Below are 24,289 nucleotides of genomic sequence, written 5' to 3'. Positions count from 1 at the left end.
GGTCACCGCCTCAGGACGGCGAGCTTCCCTTCAGCTTCGCCGCGAGCACTCCCCCGATGGCCGCGATGTGCGCCGGCACGGTCAGCATCTGCTCGTGCTCGGCGTCCACGGGGTGGTCCTCGACGGCGCCGGTCACATGCGGCGCCCACGAGTCCGCCCCGACCCGGCCGGCGATCCGCTCCGGCACCCGGGTCGCGGTGAACAGCAGCATGTCGCCCTCGTACCGGCCGGGCCGGTGCGCCGCCAGCAGACGGCTGTTGCCGATCCACACGTCCTTCATGGCCAGCAGGGTCTGCTCGCCGACCGCCGCGAGCGGATGCTGGTTCTCCTCCAGGAAGCGCAGGTACCGCGCGATCAGGGCGTCCCGGCCGGTGGTGAGTTCGGCCGTGTCGAAGGCGAACCGGGAGGCCGTGAGGTTGTCGACGATCAGCCGGTCCTCCAGCTCCCGCAGGGCCTGTTCCAGGGCCCCGGCCTCGGACGCCTCGTCGGCCTCGTCCGCCTCGCCGGCGAGCGACGGGTACGCGTCCACGAGGGCGAGCAGCTCCACCTCCTGCCCGCGCGCCTGGAGTTCCACGGCGAGCGCGTGGCTCATGACGCCGCCGAAGGACCAGCCGAGGAGCCGGTAGGGGCCCTCCGGCTGGATGTCCAGGATCTGCCGGAGGTAGTCCGCGGCCATCTCGTCGACAGTGGCGGGCATCGCGCCCGGCCGGCTGAGCGCCCTGGCCTGGAGGCCGTAGACCGGTACGGCCGGGTCCAGGTGGGTCAGCAGGCCCGCGTAGCACCAGGACATCCCGCCGCCCGGGTGCACGCAGAACAGCGGCCGGTCGTCGCCGGTGGTCCGCAGCGGCAGCAGGGGGGCGAAGGAGTCCCGGGTGCCGCTGCGCTCCGCCTCCCGGGCGAGCGCGGCCGGCGTCGGGGCCTCGAACAGGTCGCGTACGCCCAGGTCGGCCCCCAGCCGCTCGCGCAGCAGCGCGACGGCCCGGGTGGCGAGGAAGGAGTGCCCGCCGAGGGCGAAGAAGTCGTCGTCCGCGCCGACGTCCTCGACGCCCAGTACCTCGGCGAAGACCGCGCAGATCAGCTTCTCCGCCTCGGTGGCGGCCGAGCGGGGGACGGGCCGGTCCACCTCGACGGCCAGCAGCGCGCGCCGGTCGAGTTTCCCGTTGCGCGTCAGGGGAAGCGCGTCGACCACGACGTACTCCGCCGGGACCATGTACTCCGGCACGGTACGCAGCAGCCGGGCGCGCAGTTCGGCCGCGACCGGCGTACGGCCCCGCGCCGGGGTGACGAACGCGGCGAGCGAGCCGCCGTCGCGGACGAGTACGGCGGCCGAGGCCACCGCCGGGTCGGTGCGCAGCGCCGCCGCGATCTCGCCGGGCTCGATCCGGAACCCGCGCAGCTTCACCTGGTCGTCGGCCCTGCCCAGGTGGTGCACCTGCCCGTCCGGCGTACGGCGTACGAGGTCGCCGGTCCGGTACATCCGCTCCCCCGGCCCCCCGAAGGGACTGGCCACGAACCGCTCCGCGGTCATCCCGGGGCGGCCCCGGTAGCCGCGCGCCAGCGCGGTGCCCGAGACGTACAGCTCGCCCGGCATGCCGGGGGGCACCGGCCGCAGCCACGCGTCCAGCACATGGGCGTCGACGTTGGGCAGCGGGACGCCGATGGGGGGCCGGTCCGGCCACGCGGCCGGGTCGGCGGGCAGGGACGTCGCCGTCACCACGTGCGTCTCGGTGGGCCCGTAGTGGTTGTGCAGGGCGATCCGGCCGCCCGCCCGGGAGAAGAAGCGCTGTACGGCCCCGCCGGTCACCAGCGCCTCCCCGGCCTGGGCGACGTGCCGCAGGTCGGGAAGGTCCTCCCCGGCCTCCAGCGCGGCGGAGCACACGGCGTCCAGGACGAGCGTGGGCGCGTACAGCTCGCCCACCCGGGCCTCGCGCAGCCAGCCGACGAGCCGGGCCGGGTCGCGGCGTACGTCCTCCGGGCAGATCGCGAGGGTCTTGCCGGACAGCAGGGCGGAGAGGATTTCCTGCGCGGAGACGTCGAACCCGGTGGAGGTGAACTGGGCGGTGACCGTGCCCTCGGCCGCCGGGATCACCCGGTGGTGCCAGTCCAGGAGGTTGCGCAGGGCGCCCACGGTCATCTCGACGGCCTTCGGCTCACCCGTCGAGCCCGAGGTGTGCAGGATGTAGACCGGGTGACCGGGAAGCAGGGGGCCGCCCCGCTCGCTGTCGCGCAGGGGGGCCGGTGACGCGGCGTCGAGCGCCGGCTCGTCGGGCACGAGCACGGGGCCGGGGAACCGCCCGGCCAGGTCGCCGGTGGTCAGCACGACGACGGGACGTACGCCCTTCAGGACGAACTGGAGGCGTTCGTCCGGGAGTTGAGGGTCGGCGGGGAGGTACGCGGCGCCGGCCTTGAGCGTGGCGACGAGCCCGACGACGAAGTCGACGCCGCGCGGCAGCGCCAGGGCGACCACGGTGTCCGGGCGGGCCCCGCGTCCCATCAGGAGCCTCGCCAGCCGGGTCGACCTGTCGTCGAGTTCCGCGTAGCTGAGCGTCCTGCCCTCGTGCACGACGGCGGGGGCGTCCCCGCGCCTGCGGGCCTGCTCGGCGAAGAGGTCGGGCAGCCCGGCGGCCGGGGTGTCCACGGGGGCGGAGTTCCACGCGCTGATCACGGCCTGCTCGTCGGGCAGCACGACACCGACCGCGCCCACCCTCGACTCCGGATCACGCGTGACCTGATCGAGCAGCCCGGCCAGCCGCTGCCCCAGCCGCCGTACGGTCGCCTCGTCGAACCGGTCGGCGTCGTACTCCAGGCTTCCCGTCAGCCCGTCGGGCTCGCCCTGCGCGGAGTGCAGTTCGGCGACCGACAGCAGCAGGTCGAACTTGGCGGTGGCGGTGGCGGACTCCTGCGCCCCGATGACCAGGTCCCCACCGGCCGGGTGCGATCCGGTGTCGCCCAGGCCGCCCGTGTTGTTGAGGGTGAGCATGACCTGGAAGAGGGGGTGGCGGGCGAGGGAGCGTTCGGGGTTGACGATGTCGACGAGGCGTTCGAAGGGCAGGTCCTGGTTCGCGTACGCACCGAGGTCGGTTTCCCTTACTCGGGCGAGGAGTTCGCGGAAGGTGGGGTTCCCGGACAGGTCGGTGCGGAGGACCAGAGTGTTGATGAACAGGCCGACCAGGTCGTCCACCGCATCATCACTGCGCCCGGCAACGGGGGTTCCCACGGGTACGTCGTCACCCGCGCCGGAGCGGGACAGCAGCAGCGCCAACGCGGCCTGGAGCACCATGAACACCGTCGCGCCACTCTGCCGGGCCAGCCCGGTCACCGCCCGGTGAACGGCGCCCGGCACCTCGAACTCCACCCTGCCGCCACGGTGGGTGGGGACGGCGGGGCGGGGGCGGTCGGCGGGCAGGGCGATCTCGGGCGGCAGATCGGCGAGTTGGTCCCTCCAGTACGCGATCTGCTGGGCGATCAGGCTCTCGGCATCGTCCTCGGAACCGAGCAACTCGCGCTGCCAGAGGGCGTAGTCGGCGTACTGCACCGGCAGCGCCGGCCACTGCGGGACCTCGCCCGCCGTACGCGCCCCGTAGGCGGCGGCCAGGTCACCGATGAAGGGGCGCACGGACCAGGCGTCGACGGCTATGTGGTGGAACGAGAAGTGCAGGACGTGGTGGTCGGGGGCGGTCTGGAAGAGGGCTGCGCGGACCGGGATCTCGGCCGCCAGGTCGAAGCCGTGGCGTGCGGTGGCGGCGAGGCGGGCGGGGAGGTCGGCCTCGGTCACCTGCTCCGTGTGCCACGGGACTTCGGCGTCCTCGCGGATGACCTGGTGGGCGCCCTCGGCGTCCTCCGCGAAGACCGTTCTCAGGCTCTCGTGCCGGTCCACGACATCAGCCAGCGCCGACCGCAGTGCCTCAGCGTCGAGCTTGCCGGTCAGGCGCAGAGCGAGGGGGATGTTGTAGGCCGCGTTCGGGCCGTCCAGCCGGTGCAGGAACCACAACCGCTGCTGACCGAACGACAACGGCACCCGGCCAGGACGCGCCCCGGCACGCAACGCGGGACGCGATCCGCCCGCCCCGTCCAGTGCACGGGCAAGACCGGCGACCGTCGGGTTCTCGAACAGCTCCCGGATCGAGACCTCGACCTCCAGCACCGACCGCAGACGCGACACCAACCGCGTCGCCAGCAACGAATGACCGCCCAGCTCGAAGAAACTGTCGTCGATCCCCGCCACCGGACGGCCGAGCACCTCCCCGAACAGACCGCACAAGATCTCCTCACGAGGAGAACGCGGACCACGCACATCCACGCTCACATACTCGGGCGCAGGCAGAGCCCGCCGGTCGACCTTGCCGTTCGGGGTCAGAGGCACAGCGTCGAGAACGACCACAACGGTCGGGACCATGTACTCCGGCAACCGCGAACGCACGCCCTCACGCACCGCGTTGCCCTCAACAGCTGTGCCGGGTTCGGATACGACGTAACCGACCAACACCCCGTCGTTCACGACTGCGACCGCCTGGGCCACATCTTCGATGGCCAGGAGACCCGACTCGACCTCACCGAGTTCGATACGGAACCCACGTACCTTGACCTGGGCATCGGCACGGCCGACGAACTCCAACGCGCCGCCCGACCGCCACCGCACCACATCACCCGTGCGATACATCCGCCCACCGCCCCACGGGCACGCCACGAACCGCTCAGCGGTCAGATCCGCCCGCCCGTGATACCCGCGCACCACACCCGCGCCAGCGATGTACAACTCGCCACGCACACCCACCGGGACCGGCCGCAGCCACCCGTCCAGCACATACACCTGCTGATTCGCCAAGGGCCCACCCACAGAAACCGAAACACCGGCCGCCACCGGGGCACTTGTCGACCACACCGTCGTCTCGGTGGGCCCGTACACATTCACCACCGACGCCAACTCGCTCACCATCTGTGCCGCCACCTCACCCGGCAACGCCTCACCCCCCACCAACGCCCGCACACCAGCCAACCGACCCTGTGCGACCGCGACGATCTCGCGCCACAGACTCGGCGTCGCCTGCATCACCGACACCCCAGCCCCCACCGCCAGACCCACCAACAACTCGGCATCGGCGACGACTTCCGACGGAGCCACCACCACACACCCGCCCGATACCAACGGCGCGAACAACTCCACCACCGCGATATCGAACGCAAACGTCGTCACCGCCAACACCCGATCAGCACTTACGACATGCCGCAGACCAGCCAGCACATTGGCAACACCCTGGTGCGGTACGACTACCCCCTTCGGACGCCCCGTCGACCCCGAGGTGTAGATCGTGTACGCAGCCGACGACAACTCCGGCACCACACCGAGAGAGGCAGACGACAGCGTCTCCAACTCCGCCATCACACCTGCGTCATCGAGCAACACCACCGGCACACCGGAAACCCCCTCCAACACCCCCACCACCAACACCGGCGCCGAATCCTCCACCACATGCGCAATCCGCTCCGCCGGATACCCCGGATCCACCGGCACATAAGCACCACCGGTCTTCAACACCGCCAACAACGCCACCACCGCATCCACCGAACGCGGCAACCCCACCACCACACGCGACTCCACCCCCACACCACGCGACACCAACAACCGAGCCAGCCGATTCACCCGCCCGTCCAACTCCCCATACGACAACGACACATCACCACAGACAACAGCCACCGCATCCGGAACCGCCCGCACCCGCTCCTCGAACAACACCGGCAACGACACACCCGGCACAGGCATCACAGGCCCCTGATGAGCGCCAGGAAGCGCGCGCTCCGCGCGCTCCAGCACGTCGAGTCGGCCGACCGGCGTGGCGGTCTCGCCCGCCAGCGTGCGCAGGGCCCGTGTCAGGCGTTCGCCCAGGGTGTTCACCGTGGCCGGGTCGAGGAGGTCCTGGCGGTAGGAGAGGCGCAGGGTCAGTTCGTCTCCGGGGTTCACCACCAGGGTCAGCGGGTAGTGCGTCGCGTCGCGCCCCCGGAGCCCGGCGATACGGAGTCCGCCGCCGCCCGGGGCCGCCGCGACCGCTCCGGTGGGTGCGGAGGGGTAGTTCTCGTAGATGAGCAGCGAGTCGAACAGCGGGGCGTCGCCCCGTACTCCGCTGAGCTGCTTGATGGAGGGCAGGTCGTAGTGGTGGTGCGGCATGAGTCCGACCTGTTCCCGCTGGACCCGGGTCACCAGGCCGGCGAGGGTCTCCGCCGGGCGCAGCCGGACCCGTACGGGGAGTGTGTTGATGAACAGGCCGACCATCGTCTCGGCGCCCGCGACCTCGACGGGGCGGCCGGAGACCGTGGCGCCGAACACCACGTCGTCGCGGCCGGTGTGCTGCGCGAGGACCAGTGCCCAGGCCGTCTGCACCATGGTGCTCGCGGTGACGCCGAGGCTCCGGGCGCGTCGGGTCAGTGCGGCGGTGGTGCCGGTGTCCAGGGCGAGTTCGAGCAGTTCCGGCAGAGCGGGGGGCGCTCCGGCGGACGAGGGGACGAGCAGTGTGGGTTCGTCGAATCCGTCCATGACCTCGGCCCAGGCCGCGCGGTCGGCGGCGCGGTCCCGGCGGGAGAGCCATTCGAGGTGGGCGCGCGGCGGGCGTACCGGCGGCAGTCCGGAGGCGTCGCCGCCGGTGGCGTACAGGGTGACGAGGTCTCTCAGGACGATCGGCTGGGACCAGCCGTCGAAGAGGAGGTGGTGGTTGGACATCACGAAGACGTACTTGTCCTCGGCGAAGCGTACGCACAGGAACCGCACCAGGGGCGGCTTCATGAGGTCGAAGGGTGCGTACCGGTCGGCCTTCAGCAGTTCGGTGAGGCGCGTCTCGCGTTCGTCTTCCGGGAAGTGGGTCAGGTCGTGGTCGTACCAGGGCAGGGGTACGGCCTTCGGGATGAGCTGGACCGGGCGGCTCAGCCCCTCGTGGCGGAACGCGGCCCGCAGGCCGGGGTGCCGGGCGAGCAGCGCCTGTGCCGCCGCCCGCAGGGCCGGTACGGACAGCTCGCCTTCGAGGTCGACGGTGAGCTGTACGGCGTAGACGTCGGGGGCGTCCGCGTCGTAGAGCCGGTGGAAGAGCATGCCCTCCTGCATCGGGGAGAGCGGCAGGATGTCCTGTAGACCTGAGGTGCTCATGAAGTCCTCCACTCGGCCTCGATGGCGTCGATCTCGTTCTGGCTGAGCCCGGCGCCCAGCAGGTCCGAGGGGGTGTGGCCGCCCGCGTCGGGGTTGTCGGCGTGGTCGGCCAGGGCCTCCAGCGCCTCGGCCCAGGTGCGGGCGAGTGTGTCGATCCGGTCCTGGTCGAACAGGCCGGTGGCCCAGGTCCAGGTGGCGGTGAGCGACGGGCCGTCGTCGTACTCGCGGACCACCACGTTCAGTTCCAGCGGGTGCAGCAGCGGGCCGTGCGACTCCTGTGCGGCGCCGGTGCCGCAGGCCGCGGGCTCAGCCGTCCGGCCCTTGGTGCGGCCCAGGTAGTTGTAGGAGATCTGTGGGGCGGGGAGCGCCGCGAGGTCGTCCGAGGTGTCGGGGTTGAGGTAGCGGAGCAGTCCGTAGCCCGTCCCCTCCCCCGGTACGGCCCGGAGCTGTTCCTTGACCGTCTTCACGGCCTGGCCCGCGCCGGGGCCCGCGCGCAGGGCGTCGCCGGTGTCCACTCCGGTCAGGTCCAGCCGTACCGGGTGGACGCTGGTGAACCAGCCGACGGTCGTCGTCAGGTCGGCTCCGGGCAGCAGGGTCTCGTCCCGCCCGTGGCCCTCCACGTCGACCAGCAGGGCCGGGCCGTCGCCGCGCCAGCGGGTCACCGCGAGGGCGAGGCCGGTGAGGAGGACATCGTCGACGGCGGCGTGGAAGGCGGCCGGGACGGTGGTCAGGATCCGTTCGGTGACGTCGGTCGCCAGGGTCACGGACAGCCGGGCCGAGGCGCCGAGGACATCACGGTCCCGGTCGAACGGCCGTTTGCCCAACGGCTGGTCGGGGCCGGCGAGGAGGTGTTTCCACACCGTCGCCTCGGCGGTCCGTTCGGGGCTGCGGGCGGCGGTGTGCAGCGCGCGCGTCCACTGGCTCAGTGACGTGCCGATGGGGCGCAGGTCCGGTTCCCGGTTCTCGTGCAGCGCGTTCCAGCACTCGATCAGCTCGGGCAGCAGGATGCGCCAGGACACCTCGTCGACGGCGAAGTGGTGGATGGCGACGAGGGCGAGCCCGGTGGTGTCGGGGCCCCGGTCGAACCGGACGACCTCGACGTTGCGTCCCTCGCGCGGGTCGAGCCGGTCGCGGGCCGCGTCGGTCTCCCGCGCCATGCGGGCGGCTCCCCCGTCGGGGTCCGTGCCGAGGTCGACGCGGCGTACGGCGCCGGTCAGGTCCACCGAGTCGGGGTCCTGGATCTCCAGTGACTGCCCGGCGCCCTCGCCGACGAGCTTCAGGCGCAGTGCGTCGTGCCGTCGGACGATCGTCTCGACGGTGGCGCGCAGGGTGTCGAGGTCGCTGCCGGCCGGCAGTTCCATGAACCGTGACTGGGCGAACCGTTCGCCGCTGCCGCCGCGTTCGGTGAACCAGCTGAGCACGGGCGTGACCGGCAGCGGCCCTGCCTCGTCGGCGCCGGGCGCCGGGGCCGGTGCCTCGGCGGACTGTGCGGCGGCGGCGAGGGTCGCCGGGGTCTGGTGCGTGAACACGTCGCGCGGGTTGAGGCCGAGTCCTTCCGCGCGGGCGCGGCCGACGAGCTGGATCGACGAGATGCTGTCGCCGCCGAGGTCGAAGAACCGGTCGTCCGGTCCGACGGCGTCGAGGCCCAGCACCTCAGCGAACAGCCGGCAGAGCAGTTCCTCGCGGGGGCCCCGGGGAGCGGACGCCACCTCGTGGCGCGGCTCGGGCAGCGCACGGCGGTCGATCTTGCCGTTCGGCGACAGGGGCAGTGCGTCCAGCACGACGTACGCGGAGGGCACCATGTAGCCCGGCAGGGTCGCCGCGACGAAGCGCCGCAGCTCCTGCGGGTCGAGCACGGTGCCGGACGCGGGTACGGCGTACCCGACGAGCCTGCGGTGGCCCGGCCGGTCCTCGCGGACGGTGGCCGCCGCCTGGGCGACGCCCGGGCAGCGCTCCAGCGCGGCTTCCACCTCGCCCAGCTCGACCCGGAAGCCGCCGAACTTGACCTGGCCGTCGTCGCGTCCGACGAACTCCAGCGTGCCGTCCGCCTTCCAGCGGGCGAGGTCCCCGGAGCGGTACATCCGCTCGCCCGGAGCGCCGTACGGCGTGGCGACGAACCGTTCGGCGGTCCGCTCGGGCGCCCGGTGGTAGCCCCGGGCGACTCCGGCGCCGGCGATCCACAGCTCACCGACGACACCCGGCGGCACGGGGCGCAGCCGGTCGTCCAGGACGTAGACCCGCTTGTTGTCCCACGGGGTGCCGATCGATACGGCGGTGAGCACCTCGTCGGCCTCGTAGTCGCAGGAGGTGGCCGCGACCGTGATCTCGGAGGGCCCGTACAGGTTGATGACCCGGTGCCGTGCGGCCCAGCGCAGTGCGGTGGCCGGCGGGCAGACGTCGCCGCCCATGGTGATCGTGAGGCCCGGGGGGAACTCCTCCTCAGGGAGGCTGGAGACGACCGCGGGCGGCAGGAAGAGGTGCGTCACGCCGGTCTCGCCGACGAGCCGGGCGATCTCGCCGCCGAGGGGCTGGCCGCCGGGGGCCAGGACGAGCGTGGCGCCGGTCAGCAGCGAGGCGAGGACGTCCCAGACCGCGGCGTCGAAGCTCGTCGACACCATCTGGAGGAGCCGGCTCCCCCGGCCGACGCGCAGGCGCGCGACGGTGCTGTACACCAGGCTCGGCAGGCCCTCGTGCAGGAGCAGTACGCCCTTGGGGCGGCCGGTCGACCCCGAGGTGTAGACCATGAACGCCGGGCTGAGCGGGGAGATCCGTACGTCCTGGGGTGCGGTCGCGGCGCCGTGGAGCAGCGTCGCCGTGATCCCGGGGTCGTCCATCAGGAGGACCGGCGTACTGTCCTGGGCGACCAGTTCGCGCAGACCGGTCTGCGTGACGATGAGTTCCGGGCGGCTGTCCTCCAGCATGAGGGCGATGCGCTCGGCCGGGTAGTCGGGGTCGAGCGCCATGAACACTCCCCCGGCCTTGAGGGTGGCGAGCATGGCCACGACCCAGGACTCGGAGCGCTCCAGGGCGACGGCGACGATCTTCTCGGGTCCGACGCCCCGCTCGGCCAGCAGGAGGGCCAGCCGGTCCGACCGCCGGTCCAGGTCGGCGTACGTCAGGGCCCTTCCGTCGAAGACGACGGCCGCGTCATCGGGGGCCTCGTCCACCACGGCCCGGAACATGCCGGTCACCGTGGTGCCGGGCACCTCGCGCGCGGTGTCGTTCCAGGCCCCGAGGACCTGGTCCCGTTCGGCGGGCGTCAGCGCGTCGTACGACGACAGGTTCTCGTCGGGCGCTGCGGCGACCGTCTCCAGCAGGTGCGCGAAACGCCGGGCGAGGGCGGCGGCCGTGCCGGGCTCGAACAGGTCGGTGCTGAACTCCAGCAGACCCCGCAGACCCCGGCTGCCTCCGTCGTCCCCCCGCAGCTCCGCGAACCCGAGGACCAGGTCCGACTTGGCCGTGCCGACCCCCACGGCCTCCGGTGTCACGGTGAGCCCGCCCAACTCGTCGGGCACGGCGTTCGCGCTGTGCTCACGCTCGTTGTCAAGGGTGAGCATGACCTGGAAGAGGGGGTGGCGGGCGAGGGAGCGTTCGGGGTTGACGATGTCGACGAGGCGCTCGAAGGGCAGGTCCTGGTTCGCGTACGCACCGAGGTCGGTTTCCCTTACGCGGGCGAGGAGTTGACGGAAGGTGGGGTTCCCGGACAGGTCGGTCCGCAGGACCAGGGTGTTGATGAACAGGCCGACCAGGTCGTCCACCGCGTCGTCGCTGCGCCCGGCGATCGGCGTGCCGACGGGTACGTCGTCCCCCGCGCCGGAGCGCGACAGCAGCAGCGCCAGCGCGGCCTGGAGCACCATGAACACCGTCGCGCCACTCTGCCGGGCCAGGTCCACGACGGCCTCGTGGACATCGGCCGGCACCACGAACTCGTGCCGGTCTCCGGTGTGGGTGGGGGCGGCGGGACGGGGGCGGTCGGCGGGCAGGGCGATCTCGGCCGGGAGATCGGCGAGTTGGCTCTTCCAGTAGGCGATCTGCTGGGCGATCAGGCTGTCCTGGTCCGCCTCGGAGCCGAGCAACTCGCGCTGCCAGAGCGCGTAGTCGGCGTACTGCACCGGCAGCGGGGACCACTGCGGGGCCTCGCCGGCCGTACGTGCCTCGTAGGCGGCGGCCAGGTCACCCACCAGGGGGCGGGTGGAGGATCCGTCGCCGGCGATGTGGTGGACCAGGAGGAGGAGGGTGTGGTGGTCGGGGGCGGTCTGGAAGAGGGCGGCACGGATCGGGATCTCGGTCGCCAGGTCGAAGCCGTGACGGGCGGCGGCGGCGAGGCGGGCGGGGAGGTCGGCCTCGGTGACCTGCTCGGTGTGCCACGGGACTTCGACGTCATCGCGGACGATCTGGTGAGCGCCCTCGGTGTCCTCCGCGAAGACCGTCCGCAGGCTCTCGTGCCGGTCCACGACATCGTTCAGCGCCAACCGCAGTGCTTGGGGGTCGAGTTTGCCGGTCAGACTCAACGCCAAGGGGATGTTGTAGGCCGCGTTCGGGCCGTCCAACCGGTGCAGGAACCACAACCGCTGCTGACCGAACGACAACGGCACCCGCTCGGGACGTACCCCGGCACGCAACGCCGGACGCGATCCGCCCGCCCCGTCCAGTGCACGGGCGAGACCGGCGACCGTCGGGTTCTCGAACAGCTCCCGGATCGAGACCTCAACCTCCAGCACCGACCGCAGACGCGACACCAACCGCGTCGCCAACAGCGAATGACCACCCAGCTCAAAGAAACTGTCGTCGATCCCCGCCACCGGACGGCCGAGCACCTCCCCGAACAGACCACACAGAATCTCTTCCCTCGGTGAACGCGGGCCACGGGCACCGACGGCCACATACTCGGGCGCCGGGAGGGCTCGCCGGTCGACCTTGCCGTTCGGGGTCAGCGGGATGGCTTCGAGGACCATCACCACCGTGGGGACCATGTACTCCGGCAACCGCGAACGCACGCTCTCCCGCACCGCGTTGCCGTCGACGGCGGTATCCGGTTCGGATACGACGTAGCCGACGAGGATGCCGTCGTTCACGACCGCGACTGCCTGGGCCACACCCTCCACGGTCAGGAGGCCGGACTCGACCTCGCCGAGTTCGATACGGAAACCCCGCACCTTCACCTGCGCGTCCGCACGGCCGACGAACTCCAGCGTGCCGTCCGACCGCCAGCACACCACATCGCCGGTGCGGTACATCCGCCCGTCACCCCACGGGCACGCGACGAACCGCTCAGCGGTCAGATCCGCCCTGCCGTGATATCCGCGCACCACCCCGGCACCGGCGATGTACAACTCTCCACGCACGCCGACCGGGACCGGCCTCAGCCACTCGTCCAGCACATACACCTGCTGGTTCGCCAAGGGTCCACCGACCGAGACCGGAACACCGGCCGCCACCGGGGCACTTGTCGACCACACCGTGGTCTCCGTCGGCCCGTACACATTCACCACCGACGCCAGTTCGCTCACCATCTGAGCCGCCACCTCACCCGGCAGCGCCTCACCGCCCACCAACGCCCGCACACCAGCCAGCCTCCCCTGTGCGACAGCGACGATCTCGCGCCACAGACTCGGCGTCGCCTGCATCACCGACACTCCAGCCCGCACCGCCAGACCCACCAACAACTCGGCATCGGCGACGACTTCCGACGGAGCAACGACCACACACCCGCCCGACACCAGCGGCGCGAACAACTCCACCACCGCGATATCGAACGCGAACGTCGTCACCGCCAACACCCGGTCCTCGCCCACCACATGCCGCAGACCGGCCAGCACATTGGCAACACCCCAGTGCGGAACCACCACCCCCTTCGGACGGCCGGTCGATCCCGACGTGTAGATCGTGTACGCAGCCGACGACAACTCCGGCACCACACCCAACGAGGCAGACGACAACGCCTCCAACTCCCCCATCACCGCAGGGTCGTCCAGCAGCACCACCGGCACACCGGAAACCCCCTCCAACGCCCCCAACACCAACACCGGCGCCGAATCCTCCACCACATGCGCGATCCGCTCCGCCGGATACCCCGGATCCACCGGAACGTACGCACCACCGGTCTTCAACACCGCCAACAACGCCACCACCGCATCCACCGAACGCGGCAACCCCACCACCACACGCGACTCAACCCCCACACCACGCGACACCAACAACCGAGCCAGACGATTCACCCGGACATCGAGTTCCGCGTACGTCAACGACACATCGCCACAGACGAGAGCAACCGCGTCGGGAACCGCACGCACCTGCTCCTCGAACAACACCGGCAGCGAGGCATGAGGCACCCCAACCGCCGTGTCGTTCCACTCCTCCAGCACCCGACGCCGCTCACCCTCGACCAACACATCAACCCGCCGCGTCGACACGTCCGGCGAGACAAGTACCTGGTCCAGCAGGTGGATCAGACGTTCCACCATCGCCTCGGCGGACGCCGCGTCGAAGAGGTCCACCGCATACGTCAGCGCGCCGTGCAGACCGTCGCTGGCGTCGCCGGAGAAAGCGAACGCCAAGTCGACCTTGGCCGCGCTCGATTCCAGCCGGAGGGCGGAGGTGTCCAGTCCCGCGAGCGGCGGAATCTCCTGGTTGTCCTGCTCGCCGTGCAGAGTGAGCATGACTTGGAAGAGGGGGTGGCGGGCCAGGGAGCGTTCGGGGTTCAGGACCTCGACCAGCCGCTCGAAGGGCACGTCCTGGTTCGCGTACGCACCGAGGTTCGTCTCCCGGACCCGGTCCACCAGGTCACGGAAGGTGGGGTCCCCGGACAAGTCGGTGCGCAGAACCAGGGTGTTGATGAACAGACCGACCAGGTCGTCCACCGCATCGTCACCGCGCCCGGCGATCGGCGTCCCGATCGGCACGTCGTCACCGGCCCCGGAGCGCGACAGCAGCAACGCCAACGCCGCCTGCAACACCATGAACACACTGGACCGCGACTCACGAGCGAACCCCGACAACCGCACCGACAACCCCGCCGGCACCTCGAAGTCCACCCGCGCACCACGATACGAAGCCGCCACCGGACGCACCCGGTCCACCGGCAACACCAACTCCACCGGAACACCGGCCAACCGCTCCGACCAGTAACCCAACTGCCGCGAGACCACGCTCTCCGCGTCCCGCTCGGTGCCCAAGTACTCGCGCTGCCACAACGCGTAATCCGCGTACTGCACCGGCAGCGCGGACCATTGAGGAACCTCCCCCCGCAACCGCGCCTCGTACGCCGCCGTCAGATCACGCACCAACGGCCGCAACGACCAACCGTCCGTCGCAATGTGATGACACACCAACGACAGGACGTGCTCCTCGGCCGACACCTCGAACAGCACTGCCCGCAACGGCAGTTCACGCGACAGATCAACCGCAACCCCCGCCTCCACCGACAACCGCCCCGCGAGGTCATGCTCCGCAACCCGCTCCTCACGCCACGGCACCTCGACACCCGAGCGGACGACCTGGTAGGCACCCTCGGCGTCCTCCGCGAAAACGGTCCGCAGACTCTCGTGCCGCTCGACCACATCGTTCAGTGCCGCCCGCAACGCCCCCCGGTCCAGCACACCCCCCAACCGCACCGCCATCGGCACGTTGTACGTCGCCGACGGACCCTCCAGACCGTGCAGGAACCACAACCGCTCCTGCCCGAACGACAACGGCACCCGACCCGGGCGCTCCACCGCACACACCGCTGGACGACCCGCAACGGCCCCGTCCAGCACACGGCTCAACCCCGCAACCGTCGGCGTCTCGAACAGTTGCCGGATCGACAACTCCACCCCCAACACCGAACGCACCCGACCCACCAACCGAGTCGCCAGCAGCGAATGACCCCCCAGATCGAAGAACCCGTCATCGATCCCCACCCGCCCCACACCCAACACATCAGCGAACAGACCGCACAAGATCTCCTCCCGCGGCGAACGCGGCCCCCGAGCGAGTTCCGTCATGTCTCCGGAATCCGGAGCGGGGAGGGCAGCCCGGTCGACCTTGCCGTTCGGTGTGAGGGGAAGCGCCTCCACCACGGAGACGGCGGGCACCATGTGGTCGGGGAGACGACGCCCTAGTTCGGTCCTCAGAGCCGACGGGGTAAGCAAGGCGCCGGTCTCGGGGACGACGCAGGCGATGAGGCGCCGGTCGCCGGCGGTTTCCTCCCGCACCGTGGCGGCAGCGGCAGCCACGCCCTCGCAGGCGTTGAGAGCGGCCTCGACCTCGCCGAGTTCGATGCGGTAACCGCGGACCTTCACCTGGTCGTCCGCACGCCCGACGAACTCCAACAAGCCCTCCGCACGCCAACGCACCACGTCACCCGTGCGATACATCCGCCCGCCACCCCACGGACACGCCACGAACCGCGTCGCCGTCAGCCCGGGACGATCCAGATACCCACGCGCCAACGGCGCCCCGGCCACGTACAACTCACCCGGGACACCCACCGGCACCGGACGCAACGCGGCGTCCAGCACGAACACCCGCGTATTGGGGAACGGCCGCCCGATCGGCACCGCGCCCACCGGAGTCACCGCACCCGGCTCCAACCGCCACTCGCAGCAGTTGACGGTCGCTTCCGAGGGGCCGTACGCGTTGAACACCACCACGTCCGGATGCCGCTCGCGCCACCGCCCGAGCAGCTCGCCCGACAGCGCCTCGCCCCCCACCAACAGCGTCTCCGAAGGCGCCGCCGAAGCGTCCATCCCCTCCAGCAGCACCAGGTGACTGGGCGTCATCTTCAGCAGCGACGCGCCTTCGGCCTCGGCCAACTCACCCAGCCGCACGAACCCGCCCGACACCAAGGGCGTGAACAAGGCCGTCACCGTCAAGTCGAACGACACCGACGTATGGACGAGAGAACTCCCCCCGGCACCCCCGTACGTCTCCCGGTTGTGCAGCAAGTACGCACCCACCGACCGGTGTTGGACGACCACGCCCTTCGGACGTCCCGTCGAACCCGACGTGTAGATCACATACGCCGCCGACGACAACTCCGGTACCACGCCCGGCGAAACACCCGACAGCGTCTCCAACTCCCCTATTACCGCAGGTTCGTTCAGCAGCACCACGGGTACGTCACCCGGCGCCTCCTCCAGCGCCCCCGACACCGACAGCACGAGCACCGGCGCCGAGTCCGCCACCATGAACCGCACGCGCTCCGCCGGATACTCCGGATCCACCGGAACGTACGCACCACCGGCCTTCAACACCGCGAGCAGCGCCACCACCACATCGATCGAACGCGGCAACGCCACCACCACACGCGACTCCACCCCCACACCACGCGACACCAGCAGCCGGGCCAGACGGTTCACCCGCCCGTCCAACTCCCCATACGACAACGACACATCACCGCAGACGAGCGCGACCGCATCCGGAACCGCACGCACCTGCTCCTCGAACAGCACCGGCAGCGACACACCCGGCACCTCGACCGCCGTGTCGTTCCACTCCTCCAGCACCCGGCGACGCTCGCCCTCGGCCAGCACGTCGACACGGCCTGTCGGCACGTCGGGCGAGGCCAGCACCGCATCCAGCACGTGCGCCAAGCGCTCCGCCAGCGCCTGCGCCGACACGGCGTCGAAGAGGTCCGCCCGGTAGTCGAGCACGGCGTGAATACCGGCGGGCGCCCCGGTCTCGTCGCGCCGCTCGCCCAGGACGAACGACAGGTCATGGCGTACGGACCCGATGTCGATCTGCCGCTCGGCCACCGTCAGTTCGTCGGTCTGTACGGCGTCGGAGGCGAGAGCCACGTTGTTGAACGTGAGCATGACTTGGAAGAGGGGGTGGCGGGCCAGGGAGCGTTCGGGGTTGATGATGTCGACGAGGCGTTCGAAGGGCAGGTCCTGGTTCGCGTAGGCGCCCAGGTTCGTCTCCCGGACCCGGTTCACCAGCTCGCGGAAGGTGGGGTTCCCGGACAGGTCGGTCCGCAGGACCAGGGTGTTGATGAACAGACCGACCAGGTCGTCCACCGCGTCGTCGTTGCGCCCGGCGATCGGCGTTCCGACGGGTACGTCGTCACCCGCGCCGGAGCGGGACAGCAGCAGCGCCAACGCGGCCTGGAGCACCATGAACACCGTCGCGCCGCTCTGCCGCGCGAGTTCCTGCGCCTTGGCATGGGCCTCCACGGAGAGGTCGAACTCCAGTCGGCCTCCGGTGTGGGACGGGGTAGCCGTGCGGGGGCGGTCCGTGGGCAGCGCGATCTCGTCGGGGAGGTCGGCCAGTTGGCTCTTCCAGTACGCGATCTGCTGGGCGATCAGGCTCTCGGCATCGTCCTCGGAACCGAGCAACTCGCGCTGCCAGAGGGCGTAGTCGGCGTACTGCACCGGCAGCGGGGACCAATGCGGGGCCTCGCCGGCCGCCCGAGCGGCGTAAGCCTGGACGAAGTCGCGACGCAACGGGTCGATCGATTCGCCGTCGCCGGCGATGTGGTGGACCAGGAGGAGGAGGGTGTGGTGGTCGGGGGCGGTCTGGAAAAGGGTTGCGCGGACCGGGATCTCGGTCGCCAGGTCGAAGCCGTGGCGTGCGGCGGCGGCGAGGTGGGCGGGGAGGTCGGACTCGGTCACCTGCTCGGTGTGCCACGGGACTTCGGCGTCATCGCGGATGATCTGGTGGGCGCCCTCGGCGTCCTCCGCGAAGACGGTCCGCAGACTTTCGTGCCGGTCCACGACATCAGCCAGCGCCAACCGCAGCGCCTCCGCGTCGAGCTTGCCGGTCAGGCTCAGCGCGAGAGGGATGTTGTAGGCCGCGTTCGGGCCGTCCAACCGGTGCAGGAACCACAACCGCTGCTGGCCGAACGACAACGGCACCCGGCCAGGACGCACCCCGGCACGCAACGCCGGACGCGATCCGCCCGCACCGTCCAGCACACGGGCGAGACCGGCGACCGTCGGGTTCTCGAACAGCTCCCGGATCGAGACCTCAACCTCCAGCACCGACCGCAGACGCGACACCAACCGCGTCGCCAACAGCGAATGACCGCCCAGCTCGAAGAAGCTGTCGTCGATCCCGGCCACCGGACAGCCCAGCACCTCCCCGAACAGACCGCACAGAATCTCTTCCCTCGGTGAACGCGGGCCACGGGCACCGATGGCCACATACTCCGGTGCCGGGAGGGCTCGCCGGTCGACCTTGCCGTTCGGGGTCAGAGGGATGGCTTCGAGGACCATCACCACCGTGGGGACCATGTACTCCGGCAACCGCGAACGCACGCTCTCCCGCACCGCGTTGCCGTCGACGGCGGTATCCGGTTCGGGTACGACGTAGCCGACGAGGATGCCGTCGTTCACCACCGCGACCGCCTGGGCCACACCCTCCACGGTCAGGAGACCCGACTCGACCTCGCCGAGTTCGATACGGAACCCACGCACCTTGACCTGGGCATCGGCACGGCCGACGAACTCCAGCGTGCCGTCCGACCGCCAGCACACCACATCGCCGGTGCGGTACATCCGCCCAGCGCCCCACGGGCACGCGACGAACCGCTCAGCGGTCAGATCCGCCCGGCCGTGATATCCGCGCACCACCCCGGCACCGGCGATGTACAACTCGCCACGCACGCCGACCGGGACCGGCCGCAGCCGCTCGTCCAGCACATACACCTGCTGGTTCGCCAAGGGGCCACCGACCGAGACCGGGACACCGGCCGCCACCGGGGCACTTGTGGACCACACCGTGGTCTCGGTGGGCCCGTACACGTTCACCGCCGACGCCAGTTCATTCAGCATCTGCGCCGCCACTTCACCCGGCAGCGCCTCACCACCCACCAACGCCCGCACACCGCTCAACCGACCCTGTGCGACCGCGACGATCTCACGCCACAGACTCGGCGTCGCCTGCATCACCGACACCCCAGCCCCCACCGCCAGACCCACCAACAACTCCGCATCGGCGACAACTTCAGAAGGAGCCACCACCACACACCCGCCCGCCACCAACGGCGCGAACAACTCCACCACCGCGATATCAAACGCGAACGTCGTCACCGCCAACACCCGATCAGCACCCACCACACCGCGCAGACCAGCCAACACATTCACCACACCACCGTGCGGAACCACCACACCCTTCGGACGCCCCGTCGACCCCGACGTATAAATCGTGTACGCAGCCGACGACAACTCCGGCACCACACCCAACGAGGCAGACGACAGCGCCTCCAACTCCCCCATCACCGCAGGGTCGTTCAGCAGCACCACCGGCACACCGGAAACCCCCTCCAACGCCCCCGACACCGACAGCACGAGCACCGGCGCCGAATCCTCCACCACATGCGCAATCCGCTCCGCCGGATACCCCGGATCCACCGGCACATAAGCACCACCGGCCTTCAACACCGCCAGCAACGCCACCACCGCATCCACCGAACGCGGCAACCCCACCACCACACGCGACTCAACCCCCACCCCACGCGACACCAACAACCGAGCCAGCCGATTCACCCGGACATCGAGTTCCGCGTACGTCAACGACACATCACCACAGACAACAGCCACCGCATCCGGAACCGCCCGCACCCGCTCCTCGAACAACACCGGCAACGACACACCCGGCACCTCAACCGCCGTCTCGTTCCACTCCTCCAACACCCGACGCCGCTCACCCTCGACCAACACGTCAACCCGCCGCGTCGACACATCCGGCGACCCCAACACCACGTCCAGCAGCCGAAGCAGACGCTCCACCATCGCCTCGGCGGACACCTCGTCGAACAGATCCACCGCATACGTCAACGAGCCGTACATCGGAGCGTCCGCGCCACGTTCGGCGAAGTCGAAGGTCAGGTCGAAGCGGGCGACGTCGTGGTCGGGGTGGACAGGGGTGACGGCAAGGTCGGTGGAGGTCGGGCCGATGTCCGTGGAGATGTGGTTGTTGAGGGACAACATGACCTGGAAGAGGGGATGGCGGGACAGGGAGCGTTCGGGGTTCAGCACCTCGACCAGCCGCTCGAAGGGCACGTCCTGGTTCGCGTACGCCCCCAGATCCGTCTCCCGGACCCGGTCCACCAGCTCACGGAACGTCGGCTCACCCGACACATCCGTCCGCAACACCAACGTATTGATGAACAACCCCACCAGATCATCAACCGCGTCGTCACCACGCCCCGCCACCGGCGTCCCGATCGGCACGTCGTCACCGGCCCCGGAGCGCGACAGCAGCAACGCCAACGCGGCCTGCAACACCATGAACACACTGGACCGCGACTCACGAGCGAACCCCGAAACCCGTGCCGCCAACCCGGCCGGCACCTCGAAATCCACCCGAGCACCACGATACGAAGCCGTCACCGGACGCACCCGGTCCACCGGCAACACCAACTCCACCGGAAGATCAGCCAACCGCTCCGACCAGTAACCCAACTGCTGTGAAATCACACTGTCCGCGTCATGCTCAGTGCCCAGAAACTCCCGCTGCCACAACGCGTAGTCGGCGTACTGCACCGGCAACACCGGCCACACCGGCGCCTCACCCCGCAACCGCGCCTCGTACGCCACCGTCAGATCACGCACCAACGGACGCAACGACCAACCGTCCGTCGCAATGTGATGACACACCAACGACAACACATGCACCTCGGCCGACACCTCGAACAGCACTGCCCGCAACGGCAGTTCACGAGACAGATCAACCGCAATCGCAGCCTCCGCCGACAACCGCCCCGCGAGGTCGTGCTCCGCAACCTTCTCCTCACGCCACGGCACCTCGACACCCGAGCGGACGACCTGGTAGGCACCCTCGGCGTCCGAGGCGAAGACCGTCCGCAGACTCTCGTGCCGCTCCACCACATCGTTCAGCGCAGCCCGCAACGCCCCCCGGTCCAGCGCGCCCCCCAACCGCACCGCCATCGGCACGTTATAAGTCGCCGACGGCCCCTCCAACCCGTGCAGGAACCACAACCGCTCCTGCCCGAACGACAACGGAACCCGCCCCGGACGCACCCCCGCACACACCGCAGGCCGCCCCGCAACAGCCCCGTCCAGCACACGACTCAACCCCGCAACCGTCGGCGTCTCGAACAACTGCCGGATCGACAACTCCACCCCCAACACCGAACGCACCCGACCCACCAACCGAGTCGCCAACAACGAATGCCCACCCAACTCGAAGAACCCGTCATCGATCCCCACCCGCCCCACACCCAGCACATCAGCGAACAGACCGCACAAGATCTCCTCACGAGGAGAACGCGGCCCCCGAACGCCGACAGCCACGTACTCGGGGGCCGGCAGGCTTCTGCGGTCCGCCTTTCCGTTCGGCATCAGGGGGATCTCGTCGAGGACGACGACCACCGCCGGGACCATGTACTCCGGCATCCGGTCCGCGAGTTCGGCGCGCAGTGCGGCCGGGTCCAGGTGGGCGCCGGGTTCCGGCCGGACGTAGCCGACGAGCCGGCGGTCTCCGGCCGTGTCCTCGCGGACCATGGCGACGCTCTTGGACACACCGGTGCACTGGCCCAACGCGGTCTCGATCTCGCCGAGTTCGATGCGGTAGCCACGAACCTTCACCTGGTCGTCGGCACGCCCGACGAACTCCAGCAGGCCCTCCGCACGCCAACGCACCACATCACCCGTGCGATACATCCGCCCGCCACCCCACGGACACGCCACGAACCGCTCAGCAGTGAGCCCCGGCCGGTCCAGATACCCACGCGCCAACGGCGCCCCCGCCACGTACAACTCACCCGGAACACCCACCGGCACCGGCCGCAACGCCTCGTCCAGCACGAACACCCGCGTATTGGGGAACGGCCGCCCGACCGGCACCGCGCCCACGGGCGTCGCGTCTCCCGGTTCCAGCCGCCACTCGCAGCAAGTGACCGTCGCCTCGGACGGGCCGTACGCGTTGAACACCACCACGTCCGGATGGCGCTCACGCCACCGCCCGAGCAGTTCACCCGACAGTGCCTCGCCCCCCACCAACAGCGTCTGGGAAGGGGCCACCGACGTCTCCGTCCCCTCCAGCAGCGCCAGGTGGCTGGGCGTCATCTTCAGCAGCGACGCGCCTTCGGCCTCGGCGAGTTCACCAACCCGTACGCAGCCGCCCGAGACGAGGGGCGCGAACAGTGCGGTCGCCGTGAGGTCGAACGACACCGACGTGTGCAGCAGGGAGCTGCCGTCGGCGCCGCCGTACGTCTCCCGGCTGTGCTGCAAGTACGCGCCGAACGAACGGTGTTGGACGACCACGCCCTTCGGACGCCCCGTCGAACCCGACGTGTAGATCACGTACGCCGCCGACGACAACTCCGGTACCACGCCCGGCGAAACACCCGACAGCGTCTCCAACTCCGCCCGCACATCCGCGTCGTCGAGGAGCAGCACCGGCACGCCGGAAGCCGCCTCCAGGGCGCCCGACACCGACAGCACGAGCACCGGCGCCGAGTCCGCCACCATGTACCGCACGCGCTCCGCCGGATACTCCGGGTCCACCGCGACGTACGCGCCGCCGGCCTTCAACACCGCGAGCAGGGCCACCACCACGTCGATCGAGCGCGGCAGTGCCACCGCCACGCGCGACTCCACCCCCACACCACGCGACACCAGCAGCCGGGCCAGACGGTTCACCCGCGCGTCCAGCTCCGCGTACGTCAGCGACACATCACCGCAGGCGAGCGCGACCGCATCCGGAACCGCACGCACCTGCTCCTCGAACAGCACCGGCAGCGACACACCCGGCACCTCGGCCGCCGTGTCGTTCCACTCCTCCAGCACCCGGCGACGTTCGCCCTCGGCCAGCACGTCGAGGCGTCCGACGAGGAGGTCCGGCGTGGTGGCGATGGTCCGCAGGACGCGCAGGAGGGTGGCGGAGACGGCGTCCATGCGGGCGGTGTCGAAGAGGTCGGGGCGGTGCACGAGACGGCCGCCGACCTTCTCCCCCACGCCCGAGATGAGGGTCAGGGGGTAGTGGGTGGCGTTGCGCGACTCCACGTCGCCGACGCGCAGGGCTCCGGCGTCGGCGTCGTCCCGGGTGCGGGGGAAGTTCTCGAAGACCATGGCCGCGTCGAAGAGTTCGTCGACGCCGGCGGCCCGCTGGATCTCCTTCAGGCCGAGGTGGTGGTGGTCCATGAGCTGGACCTGTTCTTGCTGCGCGCGGACGAGGAGGTCGGCGAGGGACTCGTCCGGCCGCAGGCGCACCCGCATGGGCACGGTGTTGATGAACAGGCCGACCATGTTCTCTACGCCCTCCAGCTCCGGCGGGCGTCCGGAGACCGTCACGCCGAAGACGATGTCCTGGCGGCCGGTGAGGTGGGCGAGAACGAGGGCCCAGGCGCACTGGAGGACCGTGTTCATGGAGACGCCCCGGGAGCGGGCGAGTTCGGTGAGCGCGGTGCCTGCTTCGTCGTCCAGGGTGAAGTCGAGGCGTTCGGGTACCACGGGGGTGCGGTCGGCGCCGGGGACGAGCAGGCACGGTTCGGTGAGGCCGGCGAGCGCCTCCTTCCAGGCGGCCCGGGAGGCGTTCTCGTCGCGGTTGCGCAGCCATTCGGGGTGTTCGCGCTGGGAGCGGACGGGCGGGAGGGAGCGCGGGTCGCCGCCGTTGCGGTAGAGGGTGATGAGTTCGCGCAGCAGGACCGCCATCGACCAGCCGTCGACGATGACGTGGTGGGCGGTGAGGACGAAGCGGTAGCGGTCCTGGCCGAGGTCGAGGAGGGTGAACCGGACGAGGGGGGCGTCGCCGAGCTTGAAGCGCCGGGTCCGGTCGGCGGTCGCCTCGGCGGTGACCGCCTGGTCGAGGCCGTCGGCGGGGAGGTGGCCGAGGTCGCTCTCGCGCCAGGGGAGGCGTACCGTGCGGCGGACGATCCTGACCCATTCGCCGGAGCGGCGCTGGCGCAGGCCGGAGCGCAGGCCGGGGTGGCGGTGCAGGAGTTCCCGGGCGGCGGTGCGCAGGGCGTCGCGGTCGAGGTCGCCGTCGAGGTGGAAGACGATCTGGGCCACGTAGACGTCGGGCGCGCTCTCGTCGTAGACGTGGTGGAAGATCATTCCCTCCTGCAAGGGGGTCACAGGCAGGATGTCCTCGATCGACTGCGGGCGCGCGTTCACCACGGGTGTCCCTTCACTCCTTCGACACGGAATGCCAGCTGCACGGAATGCCAGATGCGCGGAAAGGGAAACGTCGTCCCGCATTCTCGGTTCCGCT

General features: G+C 70.4%; 2 protein-coding genes. Both read right to left on the bottom strand.

Annotated features, from left to right (window positions below; translation table 11 throughout):
• Nucleotides 1-10: 10 nt before the first annotated feature.
• Nucleotides 11-7,132, bottom strand: coding sequence for a non-ribosomal peptide synthetase (locus J8M50_RS38125; RefSeq protein ID WP_029184036.1), 7,122 nt, complete (start codon nt 7,130-7,132; stop codon nt 11-13).
• A complete protein-coding gene (locus tag J8M50_RS38120) occupies nt 7,129-24,195 on the bottom strand; it encodes a non-ribosomal peptide synthetase (RefSeq protein ID WP_010355020.1) in 17,067 nt (5,688 codons plus the stop codon). Before J8M50_RS38120 ends, J8M50_RS38125 begins: the two co-directional genes overlap by 4 nt.
• Between the last annotated feature and the right edge of the window lie 94 nt (nt 24,196-24,289).

The organism is Streptomyces acidiscabies (assembly GCF_020010905.1).
GTDB classification, from domain to species: domain Bacteria; phylum Actinomycetota; class Actinomycetes; order Streptomycetales; family Streptomycetaceae; genus Streptomyces; species Streptomyces acidiscabies.
Note: the sequence above shows the minus strand (reverse complement) of the source record. Positions and strands in the feature narration are given on the sequence as shown.

Bases quoted from the DNA above. Each gene is read 5' to 3' on its own strand.
- J8M50_RS38125 (WP_029184036.1), bottom strand. From the start codon at position 7,132: ATGAGCACCTCAGGTCTACAGGACATCCTGCCGCTCTCCCCGATGCAG.